Raw genomic sequence first — 24422 nt, 5'->3', positions numbered from 1 at the left:
GCAGGGATGTCCGTCTACGACTACTCCGCCAAGACGCTGGACGGCCAGGACGCGAGCCTGGCCGACTATCGCGGCCGGGTGCTGCTGATCGTCAACACGGCCAGCAAGTGCGGCTTCACCCCGCAGTACGAGGGGCTGGAGACGCTGTACCGGGAGTACAAGGACAAGGGCTTCGCGGTCCTGGCCTTCCCCTGCAACCAGTTCGGGGCGCAGGAGCCCGGGAACGCCGAGGAGATCGCGAACTTCTGTTCGCTGACCTACGACGTGACGTTCCCGGTCCTGGCCAAGATCGACGTCAACGGCCCTTCGGCCCATCCGCTCTATGCCTATCTCAAGCATGAGCAGAAGGGCCTGCTGGGCACCGAGGCGATCAAGTGGAACTTCACCAAGTTCCTAGTCGGCCGCGACGGCGAGGTCGTCGAGCGTTTCGCCCCCACCACCAAGCCTGAAGACCTCAAGCTCGCCGTCGAGGCGCTGCTTTAAGATTCTCCTGGACCGGCCCTAGGCCGATCGACCGACGCTGACGGCTCCCCCCGACGGCGTCAAAAGCTAGGATACGAAAGACATGTCCACGGAATTCGACGTCGTCGTCATCGGGGCCGGCCCCGGCGGTTATGTGGCCGCGATCCGCGCCAGCCAGCTGGGTCTGAAGACGGCGATCATCGAGCGCGAGGCCCTGGGCGGCATCTGCCTCAACTGGGGCTGCATCCCGACCAAGGCGCTGCTGAAGTCCGGCGAGATCTACGAGCAGCTGTCGCACCTGGGCGGCTACGGCCTGTCGGTCGAGAAGGCCTCGTTCGACTTCGCCAAGATCATCGACCGCTCGCGCGGCGTGGCCAAGACCATGTCCTCGGGCATCGCCTTCCTGATGAAGAAGCACAAGATCGAGGTCGTCGAGGGCGAGGCCAAGCTCGAGAAGGGCAGCCCGTCGCCCAAGGTCGTCGTGGCCCTGAAGGCCGGCGGCAGCCGCACGATCCAGGCCAAGAGCGTGATCCTGGCCAGCGGCGCCCGGGCCCGCGAGATCGCCGCCATCGGCGCGGTCTCGGACGGCGACAAGATCTGGACCTATCGCGACGCCCTGGCCCCCAAGACCATGCCCAAGTCTCTGGTCGTCATCGGCTCAGGCGCCATCGGCATCGAGTTCGCCAGCTTCTACCGCGCCCTGGGCGCGGAGGTGACCGTGGTCGAGGCCGTGGACCGCATCATGCCGGTCGAGGACGCCGAAGTCTCCAAGGCCGCCCAGAAGGCCTTCGAGAAGCGCGGCATCACCTTCCGCATCGGCGCCAAGGTGACCAAGGTCGAGAAGACCAAGGACGGCGTCTCGGTGGCCATCGAGGTCGGCGGCAAGGCCGAGACCCTGACCGCCGCCGTCTGCATCGTCGCGGTCGGCATCGCGCCGAACACCGAGGGCCTGGACGCCATCGGCCTGAACATGGATCGCGGCCACGTCGTCACCGGCAAGCATGGCGAGACCAACGTGCCTGGCCTCTACGCCATCGGCGACGCCGCCGGCCCGCCGTGGCTGGCGCACAAGGCCAGCCACGAGGGCATTCACGCAGCCGAGCACATCGCCGGCTACAAGACGCCCGCCGTCAACTCGCCGATCCCGGGCTGCACCTACGCCAATCCGCAGGTCGCCTCGGTGGGCATGACCGAAGCCGCGGCCAAGGCCGCCGGCATCGACGTCAAGGCCGGCCGCTTCCCGTTCCGCGTCAACGGCAAGGCCGTGGCGGCGGGCGAGATCGAGGGCTTCGTCAAGACGGTGTTCGACGGCAAGACCGGCGCCCTGATCGGCGCCCACATGATCGGCCACGAGGTCACCGAGATGATCCAGGGCTTCGTCACGGCCATCACGCTGGAAGCCACCGAGGAAGACCTGCACGGCATCGTCTACGCCCACCCGACCATGTCGGAAGCCATGCACGAAGCCGCGCTCGACGCCTACGGCCGCGTCCTGCACATCTAGGCTTGACCTAGGGGCAAAAGGAAAGGGCGGCGCTCGATCCGAGCGCCGCCCTTTTTGCTGATCGACGCGGGCGTCTACGGCCGCTTGCGCACCTGGGCGTCGACGCTCCATTCGCCTGGGCCGGCGAAGGCCAGGTACAGGAAGACGAAGCAGAACAGGATCGCCGGCTCGCCGCCGTTCAGCCCCGGCCAGAAGCCTTGCGAGAAGTGGGCCAGGAAATAGGCGACCGCCATCTGTCCGGACAGCACGAAGGCCACGGGGCGGGCGAACAAGCCCAGCACAAGCAAGGCGCCGCCGACGATCTCCAGCCAGGCGGCGGCCAGCAGCATGGGCGGCAGCGGGTCCGGCGCGCCGGGCTGGGCGGCCGGGAAATGGAACACCTTCATCAGGCCGTGTTCCATGAAGAGCAGGGCGGCGATGATCCGCAACAGGCTGAGGACGCGCGGCGTCCATACGATCAGTCGTTCCATGTGATTTCCCCTCTGGTGTTATCGACGCGGCGACAAGGAAAGCTGTCGTCCCGGGACGCGCACTGTACTGAGGTCGGGCCATCGGAACGGCCGGGGACGCGCGTCCCCAATCACGATCAAGCGGCCTTGGCGTCCTGATCGGCCATCCGCTGGATGGCGACATAGTCGGTCTTGCCGCTGCCCAGCACCGGCACCTGGGTGACCTTGAGGATCTTGCGGGGCACCGCCAGCTCGGGCGCGCCAATGCTCTGGGCGTGGGCCACCAGCGAGGTGACCGCGGCGTCCTGCCGATCGGTGACCAGGACCAGCTTCTCGCCCTTCTTCTTGTCGGGCATCGAGATGACGGCATGGCGGCCGTCGGGCCACACGGCGCTGGCCAGATCCTCGGCGGCGGTCAGCGAGACCATCTCGCCGCCGATCTTGGCGAAGCGCTTCACCCGGCCCTTGATGGTGATCCACAGATCGTCGGTGACGGTGACCACGTCGCCGGTGTCGTGCCAGCCGCCCTCGGGGGCGTCGACCCCGCCGTCCTCGCGCAGATAGCCCGACATGATGTTGGGACCGCGCACCAGCAGGCGGCCGCCCCCGGCGATGCCTTCGACCGGTTCGATCTTCCATTCCTGGCCGGGCAGCAGGCCGCCGACGGTCCCCCGGCGATTGTCGTCGGGCTTGTTGACCGCGATCACCGGCGAAGCCTCGGTGGCGCCGTAGCCTTCGAGAACCGGCACCGGGCCGAATTTCTCGTTGATGAGGTTGTGGGTCTCTTCCCGAACCTTTTCAGCGCCGCAGACGATGAACTTCAGGCCAGAAAGTTCATCGCTTTCCGAAGCCCGGGCGTACTGGTTGACGAAGGTGTCGGTGGCCAGCAGCACCGAGGCCTTGGCGTCCTTCAGCAACGAGGGGATCTGCTTGGTGTGCAGCGGCGAGGGATACTGGAAGGCCTTCATGCCGGTCAGCAGCGGCAGGATCACTCCACCGGTCAGCCCGAAACAGTGGAACACCGGCAGCGGGTTGAAGAACACCCAGTCCGGATCCAGTTCGATATGGGCGGCGATCTGCATCGCGTTGGAGACCAGGTTAGCCTGGCTCAGCACCACGCCGCGCGGCGCGCCGAAGCTGCCCGAGGTGAACAGCACCACGCCCGGGTCCGACGGCTTGGCGTGGGCGCGGAGTCTGCGTGGGAAGGCCCCGGCCACGGCGGCGAACAGCTTGTCGCCAATGCCGATCGTGCCGCGCACGTCTTCCAGATAGGTGATCGTCGCCTTCGCCTCGAGGGCGTCGACGATGTCGTGCAGCTTGCCCAGTTCGATGAACTTGTGGGCCGTCAGCACGCGCTTGACCCCAGCCAGCTCGCAGGCGGCGCGCAGGTTGCGCAGGCCGGCGGTGAAGTTGAGCATGGTCGGCACCCGGCCGAAGGCGTGCAGGGCGAAGAAGGTCACCACCGCCCCCGAACCCGACGGCAGCAGCACGCCGACATGCTCGCCCGGCTTGGTCATGGCCGCGATCTTGCGGCCAAGCGCGAAGCTCGCGCGCACCAGGTCGGTGTAGCTGAGTGGATTGCGGTCCTGGTCCTCCAGGATCAGCTTTTTGGCGCCGTACTTGTCGCGAGCGTCGAGCAGGGCGTCGAAGAGGGCCTTCTGGCCGTCCTGCGTATTGAAAACTACCGGCATGCCGGCGAAACCTCCCGGAAGCGCGACGTCGCGCGCTCGTCTAATTGAAGCGGGACCCTAGCGACGGCGTGTCGCTTTGCAAACACCCGTTCCGTGCGCGGAAGCGCACCGGTCCTTCTAAAATGCGCTCGACCCCTTGTCGTTCAAGGCCTGGCGGACGGAGAAGCCTTGCGAGGGCGCAGGGTCTGGTCGATCGCCTTCAGCCATGGATCGCGCACCGAATCTGTCTCCAGATGCAGGGCGTGGCGCGCCGCGGGATAGCGAATCTCGACGCAGCGGGGCAGGGCGGCGCAGGTCGTGCTCTGGGGGCGCGGCAGGGCTTTGACGTCCTTTCCCGCGTCCAGCATCACGACGGGGGTGTCAACCCGCTTCAGGTCGCGTCCCGTGGCGTCCACCGCGTCGTAGAAGGCCGCGTACCAGGCCAGGCTCGGCGCGCCCATCCGCAGGTCGGGATTGGCCAGTTGCCAGGCCTGCTGCACCGCGCCGCGCGCCCGATCGTGGGTGAGCTTGGCGCCGAAGCTGTCCTGGCCGTCGCGCTTCCAGCCGGCTTGCCCAGGGTAGCGCACGAAGCCCAGCTTCAGGCCCCGCGCCCAGCGGGCGAGGTGGATCAGGTCGTTCTTGGCGCGCGGCGGATCAGCCAGATCGAAGGTCGGCGCGGAGAGGATCGCGACATCGGCCTGCAGACCTTCCTCAAGAGCTCGCAACGCGACCAGCCCACCGTCGCCGGCGCCCAGGATCACGAACGGGTCGCGGCCCCCCACGCCCCCTTGAGGCGGCCGGATCACCGCCTTGACCATCGCCTTGGTCGCCGTGACGTCGGGCGCGAAGCTGATGGCGTGGCCCAGGTCGCGCCATGGGGCGGCGCGTTCGGACCCGCCCTGGCCCTGCCGCTCCAGGATCCAGACGACGTAGCCTCTGTCGTTGAGATCGCGGGCTGTCTCGAACCAGCCCTCGGCCGACTCGCCATAGGCCGGCAGGATCAGGATCTGCCCCCTCGGCGCGCCATGGGGCGCGGAGACGCCGTAGCGCTGCACGAGGTCGTCTCCGACCTTCACATAGCCCCAGGCCCAGCCCGCCGGCGGCTGGAACCGAACGTCCAGGGACGGGGGCGTCCGGCTCTCCGCGAACGGCGCGCGGGCGCCCTCGTCGCCACAGGAGACGAGCGGCAAGGCCAGCAGGCAAGCCCAGGCTGCAACAGGGAGACGGCGACGCATTCCAGGCACTCTTTTCGCGCCTTTGCGTCACATGCAAGAACACAAGCTTGATCCGGAGGCCAAGAAGGCCGATCTAGGCCGTTATGGTCACCTTGATCGACACGCTGAACGCCCGCGCTTCCGAGGCCCCCCCTTCTGAAGAGCGCGCCGTCCGTCACCCCGAAAAGCAGAACCGCCCCGATACGCCGGTCCTGCGCAAGCCCGAATGGCTGCGTGTCCGCGCGCCCGGCTCGCCCGGCTATAACGAGACCCGGAGCATCGTCCGCGATCACAAGCTGACCACGGTCTGCGAAGAGGCCGCTTGTCCGAACATCGGCGAGTGCTGGAGCCAGAAGCACGCGACCATGATGATCATGGGCGAAATCTGCACGCGGGCCTGCGCCTTCTGCAACGTCACGACCGGTCTGCCCAACGCCCTGGACGCCGATGAACCCCGCCGCGTGGCCGAGGCCGTCGCCAAGATGGGCCTCAAGCACGTGGTCATCACCTCGGTCGATCGCGACGACCTGGCCGACGGCGGCGCCCAGCACTTCGCCCAGGTGGTCCTGGCCATCCGCGCCGCCGCGCCGGGCACGACGATCGAGATCCTGACCCCGGACTTCCTGCGCAAGGACCGGGCCGAGAACGTGGTCATCGACGCCCGTCCGGACGTCTTCAACCATAATCTCGAGACCGTGCCGCGGCTCTATCTGAAGATCCGCCCCGGCGCCCGCTACTATCACTCCCTGCGCCTGCTGGAGCGGGTCAAGGAGCGCGATCCCTCCCAGTTCACCAAGTCCGGCCTGATGGTCGGCCTGGGCGAAACCAAGGAGGAGGTCATGCAGGTGATGGACGACATGCGTTCGGCCGGCGTCGACTTCATCACCATCGGCCAGTACCTGCAGCCGACCCGCAAGCACGCCGCCATCGATCGCTTCGTGCCCCCCGACGAGTTCAAGGCCTATGAGGCCATCGCCCGGGCCAAGGGCTTCCTGATGGTCTCGGCCAGCCCGCTGACCCGCTCGTCGCACCACGCCGGCGAGGACTTCGCCAAGCTGCAGGCCGCGCGCCGGGCGCTGGACGCCAAGAGCGCCTAGTCTTGCACCGTCACGTCGTCACCCGGGTGCTGCCCTATGCGCCCGAGCAGCTGTTCACGCTGGTCGGGGATGTGGAGGCCTATCCGCAGTTCGTGCCGTGGATCACGGCCATGCGCACCTGGAACGGCCGCGCCGACGCCCAGGTCTCGACCGTGGACGCCGAGGCCCAGGTGGGGTTCTCGTTCCTGCGCGAGAAGTTCGCCACCCGGGTGCGGCGCGACGCGGCCGCCCTGACGGTGGACGTCAGCCTGCTCTACGGCCCGTTCAAGCGGCTCTCGAACCAGTGGCGCTTCTCGCCGCACGAGGCTGGAACGACCGTGGAATTCGTCATCGACTTCGCGTTCAAGTCGAAGATCCTCGACGCCATGCTGGCCGCCAATCTTGATCGGGCGGCCAACACGCTGATCGGCTGTTTCGAGGACCGCGCCCGGACGATCTACGGCGTGAAAGCCTAGCGGCTCCTAGTCTAGCGCCCCTTGAAGGCCGCGGGGCGTTTCTGCAGGAAGGCGCTGACGCCCTCGATGAAGTCGTCGGTCTTGCCGGCCGCCTTCTGGGCATGGCGCTCGGCATGCAGTTGACCCACCCAGTCGGCGTCGAGGCTGTTCCAGACCAGCTTGCGGATCGCCGACAGGGCGGCAGGACCGGCGGCCAGCTCCTTGGCGATGGTCGTGGCGGTCGCCATCAGTTCGGCGTCGGGCACGCAGCGATTGATCAGGCCCCAGGACAGAGCGGTGGCGGCCGGGATCTTGTCGCCCAGCAGCATCATCTCCATGGCCCGCGCCTTGCCGATCAGGCGGGGCAGCAGGTAGGTCGAGCCGCCGTCCGGCACCAGGCCGATGCGTCGGAAGGCCTGCAGGAAATAGGCGCTCTCGGCCGCCACGACGATGTCGCCCAGCAGGGCGATCGAGCAGCCGACCCCGGCGGCCGGCCCGTTGATCGCCGTGACGATCGGCAGGGGGAAGTCGCGCAGCAGGCTGACCAGCGGGTTGTAGGTGCTTTCCAGGGCCGAGCCGGCGTCCGGCTTGCCGTCGACATCGGCCTCGCGGCCGGCCGCGCCGCCCCCCGACAGATTCGCGCCCGAGCAGAAGCCGCGGCCTTCGCCGGTCAGGATCACGGCGCGCGCCGCGACCTTGCCGGCCGCCACCGAGCTGAAGGCGTGGGCCAGCTCGCGGGCCATCTCCAGGCTGGCGGCGTTGAGGGTGGCGGGATCGGCGAGGGTGATGACGGCCAGGCCGTCGGCGGCCTCGAGCCGGATCTTCTCGTAGGTCATGACGTCCTCCCAAGGCTTTGTCGCTCTTGCCGGAGTCTAGGCGCGACTAACCTTGGGGAAGACCAGAAAAATCTGAGACGCCCTCGTTGAGGGCGCTCAAATCAGGCCGCGTTGGCCGAGTTCGGCTTGCTCTCGGCGGCGGTGACGCGATTGCGGCCGCCGCGCTTGGAGGTGTAGAGCGCCGCATCGGCGCGTTCCATGACCGAGTGGCCGGTCTCGCCCGGGCGACGCTCGGCGAAGCCCGACGAGATGGTGATCGCGCCCAGGTCCTCGTTGGTCGAGCGGCGCTTGAGCATGCGCGAGGACACTTCGACCCGGATTTCCTCGAGCGTGCCGGCGACGATGGCGGCCGACTCCCGCGGGAAGATCATCGCGAACTCCTCGCCGCCGTAGCGGGCGGCGAAGCGGGGCGGGGCGGCCACGCGGCCGATGACGCTGGCGACGTAACGGATGACCTGGTCGCCCGTCTGGTGGCCCCAGGTGTCGTTGAAGCCCTTGAAGTGGTCGATGTCGAGCACGGCCAGGCAGATGGTGGTGCCGGCTTCGTCGGCCTCGGAACAGGCGCGGTCGAGCTCTTCGTCGAAGGCCTTTCGGTTGGCCAGGTTGGTCAGGCCGTCGGTGGTGGCGTCGCGGCGCACCTGTTCCAGGTGTTCGCGCAGACGGTCGACCTCGGCGGTGGATTCCGCCAGGCGGGTCTCCAACGACTTGTTTTCTTTCTGGACGCGGCGGGTGGCGTCGGCCAGGCCGCTGACGACGGCCTTGAGCTTGCCGACGTCCTGCGAAGCGTCCAATTCCTTGGCCGCGCCAGTCAACGTCTTGCCGTAGGCGGAGTTGCTCTTCTGGGCGTCCTGAATGGCCTTGGAGACCGATTCCAGTTCCTTGCTCAGCAAGTCGCCGGCGTCGCGGATCTGTTCGTTCAGCTTGGCCTTGGGCAGATAGGTCGCGGCCAGTTCTTCGCTGAGCAGCTCGGTGAGCGGTTCGCCCAGCGAGATCAGGCGGGTGAGTTCGCGGGCCAGCGCGCCGTCGGGATCGGCGACGAAGTGGGTCCACAGCTCGAAGTTCAGCGCGGTCGGCCAGACCTGGTGGCGCTCCATCAGGCTCAGCGCGCGGCCGGCGATCTTGTAGGCTTCAGGGCCGCGCAGCGTGGTCTCGACGTCCGACATCTCTAGTCCCCCAACAGCGCCGCATCACTCGGACGCGCGCTTGGAGAGGTAATCTAGGCTGAAGAGTTCAAACGAGCCGTTAAGAACGAACGACGTTCACTTGCGTGTTTCTCCCGCCAGCAGCATTGTGAACAGCGATAAGATGAGCCCGTAGGCCGCTGGGAGGAACCTGACCGTGAACGCGCCCGCCAACCTCAACCTGGAATCGTCCAAGGCCTCGCTTCTGAAAATCCTCGAAGCGCAGAAGGCCGCGCACCTGCGACAGGGGGCCCCGACCGCTGAACGCCGCATCGACTGGCTCGATCGCTGCATCGGCCTGCTGGTCGATCACCAGGTCGAGATCGCCGAGGCGCTGAACGCCGATTTCGGGGCGCGTTCGAAGGACGCCACCGGCCTGACCGACATCGCCGGCTCGATCGGTCCGCTGAAATACGCCAAGGAAAACCTCGCCAAGTGGATGCGTCCCGAAAAACGCAAGACCACGCCGGCGATCCTGGGCCTGTTCGGCGCCAGGGCCGAGGTTCAGTACCAACCCAAGGGCGTGGTCGGGGTGATCAGCCCGTGGAACTTCCCGGTCAACCTGACCTTCGCGCCGCTGGCCGGCGTGCTGGCAGCCGGCAATCGGGCGATGATCAAGCCGTCCGAATTCACGCCGATCACCTCCGAACTGATGAAGACGATGTTCGCCAAGGTCTTCTCCGAGGAGGAAATCGCGGTGATCACCGGCGGGCCCGAGGTCGGGCAGGCCTTCACCAGCCTGCCGTTCGACCACCTGGTCTTCACCGGGGCGACGTCGGTGGCGCGCCATGTGATGCGGGCTGCGGCCGAGAACCTGGTTCCGGTGACCCTGGAGCTGGGCGGCAAGAGCCCGGTGATCCTGTCGCGCGGCGCCGACATGGCCACGGCCGCGGCGCGGATCATGAACGGCAAGACGTTGAACGCCGGCCAGATCTGCCTGGCCCCCGACTATGTGCTGGCGCCGGCCGACCAGATCGACAATTTCGTGGCCGAGGCCAAGGCGGCCGTGGCCCGGACCTTCCCGACCCTCAAGGACAATCCCGACTACACCGCCGTGGTCGCCCAGCGGCACTATGACCGGATCAAGGGGCATGTGGACGACGCCCGGGCCAAGGGCGCGACGATCGTCGAGATCAATCCGGCCGGCGAGGATCTCAGCCAGCAGGAGCATCGCAAGATCGCCCCGACCCTGATCCTCAATCCGACCGACGACATGACGGTGATGCAGGATGAGATCTTCGGTCCGGTTCTGCCGGTGAAGACCTACGGCAAGGTCGAGGAGGCGGTGGACTACATCAACGCCCACGACCGGCCGCTGGGGCTCTACTGGTTCGGGACCGACGCCGTCGAGCGCGACATGGTGCTGGACCGCACGACCAGCGGCGGGGTGACGGTCAATGACGTGATCTTCCATGTCGCCCAGGAGGACCTGCCGTTCGGCGGCGTCGGCCCGGCGGGGATGGGCAGCTACCACGGCCGCGACGGCTTCATGGAGTTCAGCCACAGGAAGGCGGTGTTCCATCAGCTGAAGAAGGACATCGCCCCGATGCTGGCCCTGCGTCCGCCCTATGGCGCGGCGATCCGCAAGTATCTGGCGGGGCAGATCAAGAAGTAGGGTGGGAGGCACAGGCCCTCCCCCAGTGGGGGAGGCGATCGCGCAGCGATCGGTGGGGGGAGGATTAGGGCGGCTGATCGTAGATTTGGCCATCGGCCGATCACTCCCCCCTCCGTCGGCTTCGCCGACACCTCCCCCACGGGGGGAGGACCTTGGATGCACGGCTTCGCCGCCTCACGCGGATCACCGCTGAGCTGATGGGAAGGGTGCGAAGCGCCCGGGCCTCGCCCGGATGATTTGCAGTTTTGAATACCGTTTCGACGAAGTCAGGCGCTTCGCGTGGAACCGTTATCCGGAAGCCTTCGGATCGCGGATTTTTAACCCGCTCCGATGGAGGCCCCCGACGGGCGGANATTTGCAGTTTTGAATACCGTTTCGACGAAGTCAGGCGCTTCGCGTGGAACCGTTATCCGGAAGCCTTCGGATCGCGGATTTTTAACCCGCTCCGATGGAGGCCCCCGACGGGCGGAGAGTTGGCGCTCTCCGGACCGCCTGGGCGATTTCAGCCCAGGCCTGCCGCGTCCGTCGATCCCCCGCCGCCTGGGTTTCGTCCTGTGTTGCAAGGAACCTGCCCAGGACCGTCGCGAAGGCTGTCACTGAAGACCACCGACNCCCGGCCCTGCCGCGTCCGTCGATCCCCCGCCGCCTGGGTTTCGTCCTGTGTTGCAAGGAACCTGCCCAGGACCGTCGCGAAGGCTGTCACTGAAGACCACCGACGAGCGCTTCCCGCTCGACCACCCCCGAAAGCCGCAGCGGTCGCCGTACGTGCGCCCTCCCCATGCCTTCAGGTGGGAGCATTATGCGGGTGGCCGAAAGGGGTGAGGACCAAATCGGGTCGAGAAAGTTCAGGACGTTGAAATCGCTTAACTTCGTCCGCTATCCGCCGGGCGTAGACGCCCGCCGACGGGGACGCGCACTCACACCACGACCTTCGCCAAGCTCGCACAGGCCTTGCCGTGAGTGCGTGTCCCCAACGTCATCCAGGACGCTTCCAGGCCGTCCCCGTTTCGAGAGCGGTGAGCTCAGCGGATCCGTTGGGGACACGCACTCACGGCAAGCCCTTTGCAACCCGGTCGACGCAGCGGTGTGAGAGCATGTCCCCGTCGGGGCCCTGCGATTGATCCGCCAGCCAGGCACGAAAACGCCCGCTCCTCCGATCCGGAAGGGCGGGCGCAATCTTGAGCGGTGGCTTGACGCCTAGTCTTCGCTGTCGCTGGCCGGGGCCAGGCGCGGCGGGGCGCGCATCAGGAAGGCCGGGGTTTCGTTGCCGAAGCCCACGACGCGGCGGTCGTCGTCGTCCTCGCGGCCGCGGACTGGCTGGACGCCGCGCACGGGCAGCGGCGCGCCCCGGACGGGACGTTCTTGTTCAGCGCGGGCAGGCTCGGCGCGAGACGCGGGGGCGCGCTCGGCCTCGACGCGGGGCTGTTCGCCGCGCTCGGGACGACGATCGCGATCGCGGCCACGCTCGCGGCGGGCTGGGCGGTCGCCTTCGGCGCGTTCCGGACGCGGGGCGCGCTCGGCGATCGGGGCGGCTTCGACGGCCGGTTGCTCGGCGACGGCGTCCTGCTCGACGCGCGGCTGACGGCCGCGATCACGCGACGAGCCGCCACGGTCGCGACGACCGCGCTCGGCGGCGGCCGGGGCCGCTTCGGCGACGACCGGCGCTTCGGCTTCGACCGTGGCGGTCACGGCCTGCTCGCCGCGCGGCTTGCGGACACGGGCAGGGCGCTTGGAAGGCGCTTCGCCCGGAGCCGCCCCAGGGATCGAGGGGATCGGCTCGCCGGCGATGGCGGCTTCGAGATTGGCGGCGGCGACGGCCGAAGGCTCGGTCGGCGCGCGGTTGCGGTCGCGGTCACGGCCCCGTTCGCCGCCGCGCGAGCGGTCGCGATCACGCCCGCCGCCGCGCTTGCTGTCGCCTTCGCGGCGCACGGTCACGGCGTTGGAATAGTCGAGGTCCAGCTTCTCTTCGGTCGGGGTCGAGCCGATCAGCTTGACGACCTTGTCGAAGCCCTTGTCGTCGCCCGGGGTCACCAGCATGTAGGTGATGCCCGAACGTCCGGCCCGGCCGGTGCGGCCGATGCGGTGGACGTAGTCGTCGGCGTGGTGCGGGACGTCGTAGTTGAACACGTGGCTGACGGCCGGGATGTCCAGGCCGCGCGCGGCGACGTCGGAGGCCACCAGGATCTTCAGCGAACCGTCGCGGAAGGCCGCCAGGGTCTTCATGCGCTGGCTCTGGTCCAGGTCGCCGTGGATGGCGGCGGCGTCGAAGCCATGGCTCTTCAGCGACTTGGCGACGACATCGACTTCGGTCTTGCGATTGCAGAACACGATGCCGGTCTCGATCTGGGCCTTCTCGATCAGGGCCCGCAGCGCCAGACGCTTGGCCTTCGGATCGGACGACGGCACCTTGACCATCAGCTGGGTGATGTTCTCGTTGGTGGTGGCCGGACGCGCCGCCTCGATCCGCACCGGATCCTTGAGGAACTGTTTGGTCAGGCGGGTGATTTCCGGCGGCATGGTCGCCGAGAAGAACAGGGTCTGCTTCTTGGGCGGCGTCATCTTGAAGATGCGCTCGATGTCCGGAATGAAGCCCATATCCAGCATGCGGTCGGCTTCGTCGACGACCAGGAACTGCACGCCGGTCATCAGCAGCTTGCCGCGCTCGAAGTGGTCGAGCAGGCGGCCCGGGGTGGCGATCAGCACGTCGACGCCGCGATCCAGCTTCTTCTCCTGGTCGCCGAACGACACGCCGCCGATCAGCAGCGCCCAGGACAGCTTGGTGCCCTTGGCGTACTTCTCGAAGCTGGAGGCGACCTGGTCGGCCAACTCGCGGGTCGGGGCGATGACCAGGGCGCGCGGCATGCGCGCCTTGGCGCGGCCGTTCATCAGCTTGTCGATCAGGGGCAGGGTGAAGGCGGCGGTCTTGCCGGTGCCGGTCTGGGCGATGCCCAGCACGTCCTGGCCGGCCAGGGCCACGGGAATGGCGGCGGCCTGGATGGGGGTGGCTGTCGTATAGCCGGTGTCGGCGACCGCTTGGAGGGTCGTGGGCGAAAGCCCGAGTTCGGAAAATTCTGTCATATCACGCTGGTCTGAAGTCCGGAGCCGCCCGTGTTTGGGCGAACGGGCGGCGCGGATTCGCCAAGCCTGCTCCGAAGGTGGCGATAAATAGGCTTTGGCGGGCCAAAGTCAATGTCCGCCGATTTCCGCCGCCAGAGCGGAGCTCAAGTCGCCGCTGGCCGCGATCGCGACGCCGGCGAGGCCCAGCCACCCGGCCATGAGCCGCAGCTCGGCGGCCAGCGCCGAAGGCGTGGCGGCGTCGGCCGTCGGCTCGCGATGGGCCGAGAGGACCCGCAGCAGGCCCGCCTTGCGGTCCGCCTTGAGATCGACGCGCGCGGTGATCGCCTCGCCTTGCAGAAAGGGCAGCACGTAATAGCCGTGGGTGCGCTTGTGGGCGGGGGTGTAGATTTCCAACCGTATGCGGACATCGAACAATTGCTCGGCCCGGTCGCGGAACCAGATCAGATTGTCGAACGGGGAGAGCAGGGCGTTGGCGGTGATCTTGCGCGGCCTGCGGGCGTCGGGCGCCAGATAGGCCGGCTGGCTCCAGCCCTCCACCTCGACCGGGACGAGATCACCGCTCTGGACCAGTTGCGCGACGCCGCGCCGGGCGTCGGCGACCCCCATGCGGAAATAGTCGCGCAGGTCGCGCTCGGTGGCGACGCCGAGGGCGCGGGCCGCGCGCCGCAGCAGGACCCGGTGCGCCTCCTCGCGAGAGGGCGTCGGCGCCGACCAGATCGCCTTGGGCAGCACGTTTTCAGGAAGATCGTAGACGCGCTCGAACGTCCCGCGCCGGGTGGCGGTGGTCAGCTCCCCGGCCCAGAACAGGCATTCGGTCGCGCGCTTGGCCTCGCTCCAGCCCCACCAGCCGCTTTGACCGCGCTCGCCCAGGCCCAGTTCGCCGGCCGACAGGGGGCCGCGCTCGTGGATCGCCGCCAGGGCCTTGTCGATGAACGGCCGGTGTCCGGCCAGGAACCCGGCGACGCCCTTCCAGACCCCGACCCCGTTGCGGGCGTCCTCCATCCGCCAGCGCAGCAGAGGCTGCAGGTCCAACGGCATCAGCGAGGCCTCGTGACCCCAATACTCGAACAGCGTCGGCTTCTTGCCCCAGGCCAGGTCTTCCAGCAGGGCGCGTGGATAGGCGCCCAGACGCGAGAACAGCGGCAGGTAGTGTGAACGCGAAACGACGTTGACGCTGTCGATCTGCAACAGGGCCAGCCGCTCGATGACGGCGGTCAGGTGGCGGCGGGTCGGCTGGGCGGGGCGGCCGTCGGCGAACCCCTGGGCGGCCAGGGCGATGCGGCGGGCTTGCTTGTGCGACAGGGTCTCGACCATGGCTCCGAGTGAGCATGGCCGGACGCCCGATGACAAGCTAGCGGGCCGCGCACTGCTGACGGATGAAGTCACCATGGGCGGGCAGGGCGGCCGCGCCGTCGGCGGTGATCTTGCGCAGGTCGGCCAGGAAGCCCAGCAGTTGGTCGTCGGTGAGCTGGCCGGTCATCGGGTGACAGCCGTCCGGCATTATGCCTTGGCCCACCAGCACCTGCAGCCAGCTGGCCTCGAGGAAAAGGTCGTCGGGCTCCTTGAACAGCCGGCCATGGGCGCGGAAGAGCTCGACCTTGCGGATCAGATCCGCGGGGACCGCCGTCTCGCGACAGGCTTTCCAGAACGGCTCCTGGCGCTGGTTGGCCCAGTAGTGCAGCACCAGGAAGTCGCGGATGCGCTCGTACTCCAGTCCGGTCTGGCGGTTGTACTCGTCGATGTCGCGCTGGGCGAAACCCTTGTCCGGGAACAGGTTGAGCAGGCGTGACAGGCCCGACTGGATCAGGTGGATGCTGGTCGACTCCAGCGGCTCCATGAAACCGCTGGCCAGGCCCAGGGCCAGGACGTTCTTGTTCCAGAACTTGTTGCGGCGGCCGGTGACGAATTTCAGCGTCCGAGGCTCGGCCAGCATTTCGCCTTCGAGATTGGCCGTCAGTTGGGCGACGGCTTCGTCCTCGCTGATGAACCGGCTGCAGAACACGTGGCCGTTGCCCGTGCGGTGCTGCAGCGGAATGCGCCACTGCCAGCCGGCGGGGCGGGCGATGGCCTGGGTGTAGGGGCGCGGCGGCTCGACATTGGCCGTGGGGACGGCGATGGCGCGGTCGCAGGGCAGCAGGTCGGACCAGTCTTCGTAGCCGGTCTTCAGAGCCTGCTCGATCAGCACGCCGCGAAAGCCCGAGCAGTCGATGAAGAAGTCGCCCTCGACGACCTCGCCGCTCTCCAGCGTCACCGAGCGCACGAAGCCGTCGGGCTCGCGCAGCGCCGTGCTCAGGATCTTGCCCTCGGTGCGGACCACGCCCAGGCGCTCGGCGTGGGCGCGCAGGAAGCGGGCATAGAGGGCGGCGTCGAATTGGAAGGCGTGGGTCAGCGGTTCGGCCGCGCCGCCGGCCTTGCGGACCGTCCGGTCGAAGCGCCCGGCGAAGGCGGCCCGCGCATTGAGCGAATAGTCCCAGAGCGAATGGTCGTCGCCCTTCGGTCGGCCCGCCAGCCAGTAGTGGTGGAACGGCACGGCGCCCAGCGGACGTCCGATGTCGCCGAAGGCGTGGAGGTAGCTTTGGCCGGGCGAGCGCCAGTCGACGAATTCGATGCCCAGCTTGATCGTGCCCTGGGTGGCCGCCAGGAAGGTGTTCTCGTCCAGGCCCAGGAAGGCGTTGAAGTGGCGGATCTGCGGGATCGTGGCCTCGCCGACCCCGACGGCTCCGATCTCCTCGGACTCCACCAGGCGGATGCGGACCGTGTCGCCCAGGGCCCGGGCCAACAACGCCGCGCTCATCCAGCCCGCCGTACCGCCGCCGACCACGACCACCGACCCGATCCTGTTGTCGGTCATTCCCGCGCCTCTTCCCTTTGAGCTCTTCTCTTTGGAAGAGTCCTGACGCACCCACCCCTAAAAGAAAATCCCCGCCGGACGGAGCCGGCGGGGAGGTCGCAGGGGAGATGTCTGATTAGAACCGGTACGAAACGCCGACCATGTAGGTGGTGCCGTACTTCTGGTAGTCGATGGTCCGGCGAGGATCGCCGTTCTCGTAGGTCTTGAACGGCTCGTCGGTGATGTTGTTGGCCTGCAGCAGCAGCGACAGACCATCCAGCGGGCCTTGGCGGAACTCGTAGCCGATCTGGGCGTCGAGCACGGACTCGCTGTCGACGGTCCGGTAGATCCGCGCGGCGCTGAGGCCGGCCACTTCGCCCAGGAACTTGCTGCGATAGCGGTTGCTGATCCGGGCGTTGAAGCCGTTGTTCTCGTAATAGAAGGTGGTGTTGACCACCTTTTCCGAGAGGCCGGGCATCGAGATCGGGGCCGAGTTCTCGTCCAGCTTGACCTCGCTGTCGGTGTACGAGCCGCTGACGATCAGGCCGAAGTTGCGCAGGGGTTCATAAAAGATGTCGCCCTGGATCGAGGCCGACAGTTCGATCCCGCGGATGAAGCCGCCCTTGCCGTTCTCGGGACCCTTGGCCAGGCCCTGGGTCGTGCCCAAAGCCGCTTGTTGCGCCGGGCTGAGCAGCGGCACGAAGGCCGAGAAGTCCTCGATGTGCGACGAGCTGGAATTCACGAAATTCGACAGGTGCTTATAGAAGCCGGCGGCCGAGATGTAGGCCGAGCGGCCGAAGTACTTCTCGAGCGCGATGTCGACGCCGTCGGCGATGTAGGGCCGCAGCTCGGGATTGCCGCCGTCGGTGCTGAAGAACGAGTTGTTCGGGTCGGTCGACGTGAGGTTGCCGTTGTTCATGTTGAACGACTGGCTGGCGCGCATCTCGTCCATGCGGGCTCGGGCCAGGGTGCGGGCCGCGCCGAACCGCAGGAAGGTCTCGTTGCTCAGGTCGAACGTCAGGTTCAGGCTGGGTAGCACATAGGTGTACTTGTCGCCGCCATCGTTGCTGGTCGGGTGGGCGGTGTCGGCCGGATTGACCTTCGTGCCGGTCGAGAACTGGTCGGTATAGACCACCTGCAGGCCGGTGTTGCCGGTGACCGGGATCGAACCGACCGTGCTGTCGATGTTGAACTTGGCGTAGGCGACCTGGACGTCTTCCTTCACCGCCCAGTTGCGGGTCTGGACGGCCGGGTTCTGGTCGGCGATCAGCGTGTAGTAGCCGTGGTCGAGCAGATAGGTCGGATCATAGGCCAGCATGGCCTTGATGCCGATCAGCTCCAGGCTGACCGTGCCCAGCAGCGCTTCCTTGGGGATCGGACGGCTGAGCGGCGCGCCGTCGGCGATGCGGCCGCCGAAGGTCAGGAAGCTTTCGTGCACTTCCTTGGACTTCTCGCGGCGGCTGGCGTTGTAGCCGAACTCGACCTTGTTGATCGGGCCCCAGGTCAGGTCGCGCTTGGCGCTCAGGCGGATGGCGTTGAGCTCGTCGTTGATCGAGGGGGTGTTGTAGAAGCCCGCCTGGGTCAAGGCCCCGCCGGCCGCCCCGCCGCCCCAGCCTTGGGGGTCGGTCAGCACGAACAGGGTCGAGTCGGTGTAGTCCAGCGTCGAGCCGAAGGTGGTGCCCGCGCCCGGCGTGGTGTTGAAGGTCATGGTGTCGGTGGCGCCGACGCCGGCGGGACCTGTGCCCGAATAGGACTCGAAGATCACGTCGGTGCGCTTGGCTTCCGAGTGGCTGAGGTCCGCCATCAGCGTCCAGCCGTTGTCGGTGTCGTAGGCGGTGTTCCAGCCGACCGACTTCAGGGTGGTGTCGCGGGTGTTGAGGTCGTTGCGCATGACCCCCTTCACGCCGGTGTAGGTCCCTTGGGTGATCAGGCCGCCCTCGGCGGTGTAGCCGGGCTGGAGCATGGCGGAGCTCCAGAACAGCGGCAGCTCGATGCCGCGCAGGACCTGCTTCTCGCGGAACTCCGAATAGTAGAGGTCGAGCGAGGTGCGGAACTTGTCGGTCGGAGCGTATTCCAGCACGCCGATCACGCCGGTGCGCTTGAGATTGTTGGATTGCACGTACGGCTTGGCGCCGCCGATAACCAGATCGCCGGAGGCGGTGGTCGGATAGCCCCAGGCGTTGAAGCGGCGGCTCTGGGTCGGGGTCGAGATGTCCGAGACCGCGACGGCGACGCCCAGCGTGTCGTTCAGGAACTGGTCGACGAAGGTGGCGCTGAGGCGGTGGCCGCTGTCCTTGGCGTCCGGGTTCAGCTTGTCTTCGCTGTTGAACTCGTAGCGGGCGTTGGCCGACAGGACGCGCTTGCCGTACTTCAGCGGGCGGATGGTCTGCAGGTCGGCGGTGCCGGCCAGGCCTTGGCCGATCAGGGCCGCGTCAGGGGTCTTGTAGACCAGCACGCCGCTGAGGATTTCCGACGGATACTGGTCGAACTCCACGCCGCGGTTGTCGCCGGTCGAGACCTGCTCGCGGCCGTTCAGCAGCACGGTGTTGTAGTCGGGGCCCAGGCCGCGGATCGAGATCGACTGGGCGCGTCCGTCCAGGCGTTGGGCGGTCAGGCCGGGCAGGCGGGCCAGGGATTCGGCGATCGAGATGTCGGGCAGCTTGCCGATGTCTTCGGCCGACACGGCCTCGACGATCGAGCTGGAGGACTTTTTCAGCGCGATGGCGTTTTCGATGCCGGCGCGGATCCCGGTGACGGTGATCTCCTCGACGGTGTCGGTGCTCGGCGTGGATGCTTGTTGAGCGTGCGCGGCGCCGGTGGCCGTCAAAAGCAGCGCGAGGCCGGTGGCGGCTCCGCTCATCAGCCGCGTTCGGCGCGGCATGGAATTGGTCGTCATCTGATGCTCCCTCCCAATCGGTTCTCGCGGTTCCGCCGCGATGATCCAAGCTTCGTTGTGAAAATTACTGCAAATAAACACATTCGATTGCAACTGGAAAAATGGACAAAATGTCATGTGTGGCTTTTTGGTCGAGGTCGTCGCGCCGCATTTGCCGAAATACGGGAGAAATTCTCGCTTTTGGGGTGATGAGAGGTCGATTGACAGGGTTGCGTGGTTTCTGCAAAAGATTGCAAACAATGGATCGGCGCTTTACCGACCGATCCGCGTGAAGAGGGAAGGGGGCTAGAGGCGTGGGAATCCCGGGGGCATGGGTGAGTCGATCGGCGCTCTTCGCGTTCGCCGCCGCCGCGATCACGACCGTCGGTTTCGCGCAGGCCGCGACGCCCGTTCGCCAGGCCTATCTGGATCGCGCGCCGCAGGACGAGGTGATCTATTTCGTCTTGCCCGACCGCTTCGCCAACGGCGACGCGACCAATGATCGCGGCGGCCCCGCTGGAGATCTGGTCGGCGATCGGCTGAAGACGGGCTTCGATCCCGCCGACAAGGGCTTCTATCACGGCGGCGACATCGCCGGCCTGACCGCCAGGCTCGACTATATCCAGGGCCTTGGCGCGACGACGATCTGGCTGGGGCCGATCTTCAGGAACAAGGTGGTGCAGGGGCCGCCCGGCCAGGAGTCCGCCGGCTATCATGGCTACTGGATCACCGACTTCACGGACGTGGATCCTCACCTCGGCACGCGGGCCGAGCTGAAGACCTTCGTCGACGCCGCCCATGCGCGCGGCCTCAAGGTCTATCTGGACATCGTCGCCAACCACACCGCCGACGTGATCCAGTACCGCGACTGCCCGGCCACCGGTTGCGACTACCGGTCCAAGGCCGACTATCCGTTCGTGCGGAAGGGCGGGCCGCGAGGCCCCGCGATCAACGACGGCTTCCTGGGCGACGCCTTCTTGGGCGATGGGCGGCGGACGGCCGAGAACTTCGCGCGGCTGACCCGGCCCGATTTCGCCTACGAGCCCTACGTTCCGAAGGGCGAGGCGACGGTCAAGGCGCCGGCCTGGCTGAACGACCCGATCTGGTACCACAACCGCGGCAACAGCCGGTTCGTGGGCGAGAGCTCGACCTATGGCGACTTCTCGGGCCTGGACGACCTGGCCACCGAGAACCCGCGCGTCGTGCAGGGCTTCATCGACATCTACGGCCAGTGGATCGACGACTTCGGGATCGACGGCTACCGGATCGACACCGCCCGCCACGTGAACCCGGAATTCTGGCAGGCCTTCGTGCCGGCCATGCTGGCTCGGGCCAGGGCGCGAGGCATCCCGAACTTCCACATCTTCGGCGAGGTCGCTGAAACCGAGCCGGGAATGCTGGCCAGGTTCACGCGGGTGGACGGCTATCCCGCCGTGCTCGACTTCGCCTTCCAGGGCGCGGTGGCCGACGTCGTCAACGGCAAGACCGGGACCGACGTCCTGGCGCACCTGTTCGCGCAGGACGCGCTCTACGAGGGCGGCGCCCAGGCGGCGCTGCAGCTGCCGACCTTCCTGGGCAATCACGACATGGGCCGGATCGGCCACTTCGTGCGCGCCGCCCATCCCGAGGCCTCGGACGCGGAGATCGCCCGGCGGGTGGTCCTGGCCCACGCCTTCCTGATGTTCACCCGCGGCGCGCCGGTCCTCTATTATGGCGACGAGCAGGGGCTGGTCGGGACGGGCGGCGACAAGGACGCCCGCCAGGACATGTTCGCGACCCGGGTCGACGAATACGCCTCCGCCCGGCTGGTCGACGGCGCTTCGGCGGCGGGCGATCACTTCAAGACCGACGGGGCGCTCTACAAGACGATCTCGGCCATGGCGCGGCTGCGCGCCGCCGAGCCGGCCCTGCGTGGCGGCCGCCAGGTCGTGCGGGCCGCCGGCGACAAGCCGGGCCTGTTCGCGGTGTCGCGGATGACGCCGGCCGGCGAGACCCTGGTGGCGTTCAATACCGGGCTGACGCCGATCACCGTCCAGGTCGAGGTCGACGCGACCTCGCGGACCTGGCGTTCGGCCCACGGTTCCTGCGCGGCCGCCGCGACGGCGCCGGGCAGCTATCCGGTCGAGATCGGCCCGCTCGATTACATGATTTGCGTTTCGGAGGTTGGCCAGTGACGGTCGAGACCCTTTCAAAGCCGTCTACCGATCTGGCCCACGACCGCGACTGGTGGCGCGGCGCGGTGATCTACCAAGTCTATCCGCGCAGCTTCGCCGACACCAACGGCGACGGCGTGGGCGACCTGCCGGGCGTCACCGCGCACCTGGAGCACGTCGCCTCGCTGGGCGTGGACGCCATCTGGCTGTCGCCGTTCTTCACCTCTCCAATGAAGGACTTCGGCTACGACGTTTCGAATTACGAGGACGTGGATCCCATCTTCGGGACCCTGGCCGACTTCGACCGGCTGATCGAGAAGGCCCACGCCCTGGGCCTGAAGGTGATCATCGACCAGGTGTTCTCGCACACCTCCGACGAGCACCCCTGGTTCAAGGCCAGCCGCCAGGACCGCGCCAACCCCAAGGCCGACTGGTACGTCTGGGCCGACGCCAAGCCGGACGGTTCGCCGCCCAGCAACTGGCAGTCGGTGTTCGGCGGCCCGTCCTGGACCTGGGACGCGCGCCGTCGCCAGTACTATCTGCACAACTTCCTGTCGGCCCAGCCCGACCTCAACGTCCACAACCCGCGGGTGCAGGACGCCCTGGTCGCCACGGCGCGGTTCTGGCTGGACCGCGGGGTCGACGGCTTCCGCTTCGACGCGATCAATTTCGCGATGCACGACAAGGCCCTGACCGACAATCCGCCGATCCTGACCGGCGAGGGCAAGCGCACCCGGCCGTTCGATTTCCAGCACCACCTGTACAACCAGTCGCACGACGACATCCCGGCCTTCCTGACCCGGCTGCGCCAGCTGGGCGAGTCGTACGGCGGTCGCTTCATGGTCGCCGAGGTCGGGGGCGAGCGGGCCGACAGCGAGATGAAGCTGTACACCCAGGGCCCCGACCGCCTGCACAGCGCCTACGGCTTCCTCTACCTCTATGCCGACACCCTGGCGGCGGACCTGATCCGACAGGGCGCGGCCATGTGGCCGGGCGAGGAAGGGCAGGGCTGGCCGTCCTGGACGTTCTCGAACCACGACGCGCCGAGGGCGGTGTCACGCTGGGCCCGGGGACGCGATCCGAAGGCCTTCGCCGAAATGTCGCTGCTGCTGCTGGTGTCCTTGCGCGGCAACGTCTTCATCTACCAGGGCGAGGAGCTGGGCCTGCCCCAGGCCGAGGTGCCCTACGACCGGCTGCGTGATCCCGAGGCGATCGCCAACTGGCCCGAGACCCTGGGCCGCGACGGCGCCCGCACGCCGATGCCCTGGGTGGCCGTGGCCGCCCACACCGGCTTCTCCAAGGTCGAGCCCTGGCTGCCGATCGACCCTTCGCACATCGACCTGGCCGTCGACCGCCAGGAGCGCGACGGCGATTCGACCCTGAACGTGACCCGCCGCGTCGTCGCCCTGCGCCGCCAGCTGCCGGGCCTGCGGACGGGCGGCATGACCCTGGTCGACGCCCCCGAGCCGCTGCTGGTCTTCCTGCGCGGCGAGGGCGCGGATCAGGTGCTGTGCGCCTTCAACCTGGGTTTCGAAACGACCGCCTGGGACCTGCCGGCCGGCTGGCGGATCGTCGACAGCGTCAACCTGGCCGGCGAGGGCGCTCTGCCGCCGATGGCCGGGCTGGTGGCGCGGAAGGCCTGAAGCGCGGACGGGGACAGGCCCATGGGCCTGTCCCCGGCCTCTGGACACGACTTGGCCGCCTCACGCGGAAAGCCGCTGAAGTTCGGGGAGGGACGCGGAGCGCCGGGCCAGGCCCGGAAGCTTTGTGAAGAAATACCGTTTCGACCAGGACCGACGCTCCGCGCGATCGTGGCCCCCGACGGGCGGGCCGGGCTCGCGTCGCCCGGTCCCGGAACGCCTGCGTCACCGCAGGCCTGTCGCGCCGCCAGCCCTCAATCCAACGCCGTTTTAGTGTTCCATGCCCGGCCGGCCCCAGATGGATGAAGTTGGCGACCGCCGCCCCCGAAGAGACGCCGACCGCCGCCGACGAGCGCGCCCGCTCGACCGCACCCCAAGGCCGCGAAGGTCGCAGGCCTTAGCGCCCTCCCCATCGCCTTGAGATGAGCTGATTATGCGGCGGCGGGAGAGAGGGAGGATAAGTGGATTTTAGGCGTTGAATTCGTTGGAGAAACACGCCGGGAGCGATGGGGATAAGTTTCTTCAAGCCCGCGGCCAGGCGGCGGACGCGGCCGATCACTCCAAGCCGCCTCTTCGAAGGTCCGAGAAGGGTGGTGGGCTCAACCGGTGAACGCAACACGCTAACTTTTCTTCGGACAGGGAGCGTGCGCGTCTCATCTCAGGCCGGCGTGAAGCCGCGCCGCTCAATCCCATAGAAGAGATGTTTCTCGGATCCGGGCTCCACGGGAGCGGGGCGTTCCGCCAGCAGCGTCGCGCCGATTTTTTCCGCGGCGCGGCGAGACCTCAGGTTTGATTCCGCGATGCGAAACAGCACCCGGTCCACGACGCCGAATGCGTGTTGGAGCATCAGCTGCTTCATCTCCGCGTTGAACACCCCGCCCCACCATTCCCGCCCCAGGAAGGTCCAGCCGATCTCGACTTCGTTCGGCTCGACGAATTGGGGGGAATAGCGCGACCAGCCCATGATCCTTCCCGACGCCGCCTCGACCGCGACCAAGGCGCCGCCGGAGCTCAGGCCATCTTCGAAATAGGCCCGAAACTTGTCGAGCAAGTACCGGTCGCGATCCGGATGGCCCGCCCACACCTGCGGATCGGAGCCCACTGAAAACAGGCCTTCCCAGTCGCTTGCCACCACCGGACGCAAGTTGAGGAGCCTGCCGCTCAGTTTTGGCTGCCAATCCATTCCAGTTCACTCACCTAGCGAGATCAAAGCGGGTCCGACGCGCAGCGCGCAAACCGTTGGCGGCAACCCGAGCTGCTTAGTAGCGGACCTCTTAGGCGTCGCCTATGGGTGGCTAGCGGACCTATGGGCAGGTTGGGAAATATCGCCCACCGATGCTTGTGATCATCCCCGCATCGCCAGCTTTCCAGGCCACATCGACAT

At 67.6% G+C, this 24422-nt stretch carries 17 protein-coding genes; 7 read left to right on the top strand and 10 right to left on the bottom strand.

Annotated elements, in window-relative coordinates:
- Positions 1–6: 6 nt before the first annotated feature.
- Entirely contained in the window at positions 7–483 is a 477-nt protein-coding gene (locus ASD38_RS17835) for a glutathione peroxidase (RefSeq protein ID WP_056439920.1), read from the top strand.
- A gap of 82 nt (positions 484–565) precedes the next feature.
- Positions 566–1966, top strand: a complete 1401-nt coding sequence (gene lpdA / locus ASD38_RS17830) for a dihydrolipoyl dehydrogenase (RefSeq protein WP_056439918.1) — start codon at positions 566–568, stop codon at positions 1964–1966.
- 74 nt (positions 1967–2040) lie between these two features.
- Here the strand turns inward: lpdA and ASD38_RS17825 are convergent, their stop codons facing one another.
- The 3 genes from ASD38_RS17825 to ASD38_RS17815 all read right to left on the bottom strand — a co-directional run bounded on the left by ASD38_RS17825 (position 2041) and on the right by ASD38_RS17815 (position 5320).
- Entirely contained in the window at positions 2041–2436 is a 396-nt protein-coding gene (locus tag ASD38_RS17825) for a DoxX family protein (RefSeq protein ID WP_056439916.1), read from the bottom strand.
- A gap of 116 nt (positions 2437–2552) precedes the next feature.
- Positions 2553–4106: an AMP-binding protein gene (locus tag ASD38_RS17820; protein WP_056462091.1), complete on the bottom strand. Its 1554-nt coding sequence runs from the start codon at positions 4104–4106 to the stop codon at positions 2553–2555.
- Positions 4107–4249: 143 nt separating this feature from the next.
- The gene (locus tag ASD38_RS17815) at positions 4250–5320 is read right to left on the bottom strand and encodes a serine aminopeptidase domain-containing protein (protein WP_056439912.1); all 1071 of its coding nucleotides are present in this window, start codon (positions 5318–5320) and stop codon (positions 4250–4252) included.
- An 83-nt stretch (positions 5321–5403) separates the two neighbouring features.
- On the opposite strand from ASD38_RS17815, the gene lipA reads away from it, so the two are divergent.
- Positions 5404–6396: a lipoyl synthase gene (lipA, locus tag ASD38_RS17810; protein WP_056439910.1), complete on the top strand. Its 993-nt coding sequence runs from the start codon at positions 5404–5406 to the stop codon at positions 6394–6396.
- A 2-nt stretch (positions 6397–6398) separates the two neighbouring features.
- The gene (locus ASD38_RS17805; RefSeq protein ID WP_056439909.1) at positions 6399–6851 is read left to right on the top strand and encodes a type II toxin-antitoxin system RatA family toxin; all 453 of its coding nucleotides are present in this window, start codon (positions 6399–6401) and stop codon (positions 6849–6851) included.
- Between the two features lie 11 nt (positions 6852–6862).
- Here ASD38_RS17805 and ASD38_RS17800 read toward each other — a convergent pair whose 3' ends face one another.
- Entirely contained in the window at positions 6863–7666 is an 804-nt protein-coding gene (locus ASD38_RS17800; RefSeq protein WP_056439907.1) for an enoyl-CoA hydratase/isomerase, read from the bottom strand.
- Positions 7667–7767: 101 nt separating this feature from the next.
- The gene (locus ASD38_RS17795; protein WP_056439905.1) at positions 7768–8829 is read right to left on the bottom strand and encodes a GGDEF domain-containing protein; all 1062 of its coding nucleotides are present in this window, start codon (positions 8827–8829) and stop codon (positions 7768–7770) included.
- A gap of 175 nt (positions 8830–9004) precedes the next feature.
- Between ASD38_RS17795 and ASD38_RS17790 the strand changes: the two genes are divergently transcribed.
- Positions 9005–10462: a coniferyl aldehyde dehydrogenase gene (locus ASD38_RS17790; RefSeq protein ID WP_056462088.1), complete on the top strand. Its 1458-nt coding sequence runs from the start codon at positions 9005–9007 to the stop codon at positions 10460–10462.
- A gap of 1197 nt (positions 10463–11659) precedes the next feature.
- Here ASD38_RS17790 and ASD38_RS17785 read toward each other — a convergent pair.
- From ASD38_RS17785 to ASD38_RS17770, 4 genes are all read right to left on the bottom strand, one after another.
- Positions 11660–13540 carry a DEAD/DEAH box helicase gene (locus ASD38_RS17785; protein ID WP_056462085.1) on the bottom strand — a complete coding sequence of 627 codons (1881 nt, stop codon included), beginning with the start codon at positions 13538–13540 and terminating at the stop codon, positions 11660–11662.
- Between the two features lie 108 nt (positions 13541–13648).
- Positions 13649–14854: a winged helix-turn-helix domain-containing protein gene (locus ASD38_RS17780; protein ID WP_056462082.1), complete on the bottom strand. Its 1206-nt coding sequence runs from the start codon at positions 14852–14854 to the stop codon at positions 13649–13651.
- Positions 14855–14891: 37 nt separating this feature from the next.
- Complete coding sequence (locus tag ASD38_RS17775; protein ID WP_056462079.1) at positions 14892–16391, bottom strand: tryptophan halogenase family protein; 1500 nt, start codon at positions 16389–16391, stop codon at positions 14892–14894.
- Between the two features lie 115 nt (positions 16392–16506).
- Complete coding sequence (locus ASD38_RS17770; protein ID WP_056462077.1) at positions 16507–19266, bottom strand: TonB-dependent receptor; 2760 nt, start codon at positions 19264–19266, stop codon at positions 16507–16509.
- 314 nt (positions 19267–19580) lie between these two features.
- On the opposite strand from ASD38_RS17770, the gene ASD38_RS17765 reads away from it, so the two are divergent.
- Positions 19581–21419, top strand: a complete 1839-nt coding sequence (locus ASD38_RS17765; protein ID WP_056462074.1) for an alpha-amylase family glycosyl hydrolase — start codon at positions 19581–19583, stop codon at positions 21417–21419.
- The gene (locus tag ASD38_RS17760; protein ID WP_200946019.1) at positions 21416–23041 is read left to right on the top strand and encodes an alpha-glucosidase; all 1626 of its coding nucleotides are present in this window, start codon (positions 21416–21418) and stop codon (positions 23039–23041) included. Before ASD38_RS17765 ends, ASD38_RS17760 begins: the two co-directional genes overlap by 4 nt.
- A 655-nt stretch (positions 23042–23696) precedes the next feature.
- On the opposite strand, the gene ASD38_RS17755 is transcribed toward ASD38_RS17760, so the two are convergent.
- Positions 23697–24221 carry a GNAT family N-acetyltransferase gene (locus ASD38_RS17755; protein ID WP_056437145.1) on the bottom strand — a complete coding sequence of 175 codons (525 nt, stop codon included), beginning with the start codon at positions 24219–24221 and terminating at the stop codon, positions 23697–23699.
- Between the last annotated feature and the right edge of the window lie 201 nt (positions 24222–24422).

Source organism: Caulobacter sp. Root487D2Y (assembly GCF_001427165.1).
Classification (GTDB): domain Bacteria; phylum Pseudomonadota; class Alphaproteobacteria; order Caulobacterales; family Caulobacteraceae; genus Caulobacter.
Note: the sequence above shows the minus strand (reverse complement) of the source record. Positions and strands in the feature narration are given on the sequence as shown.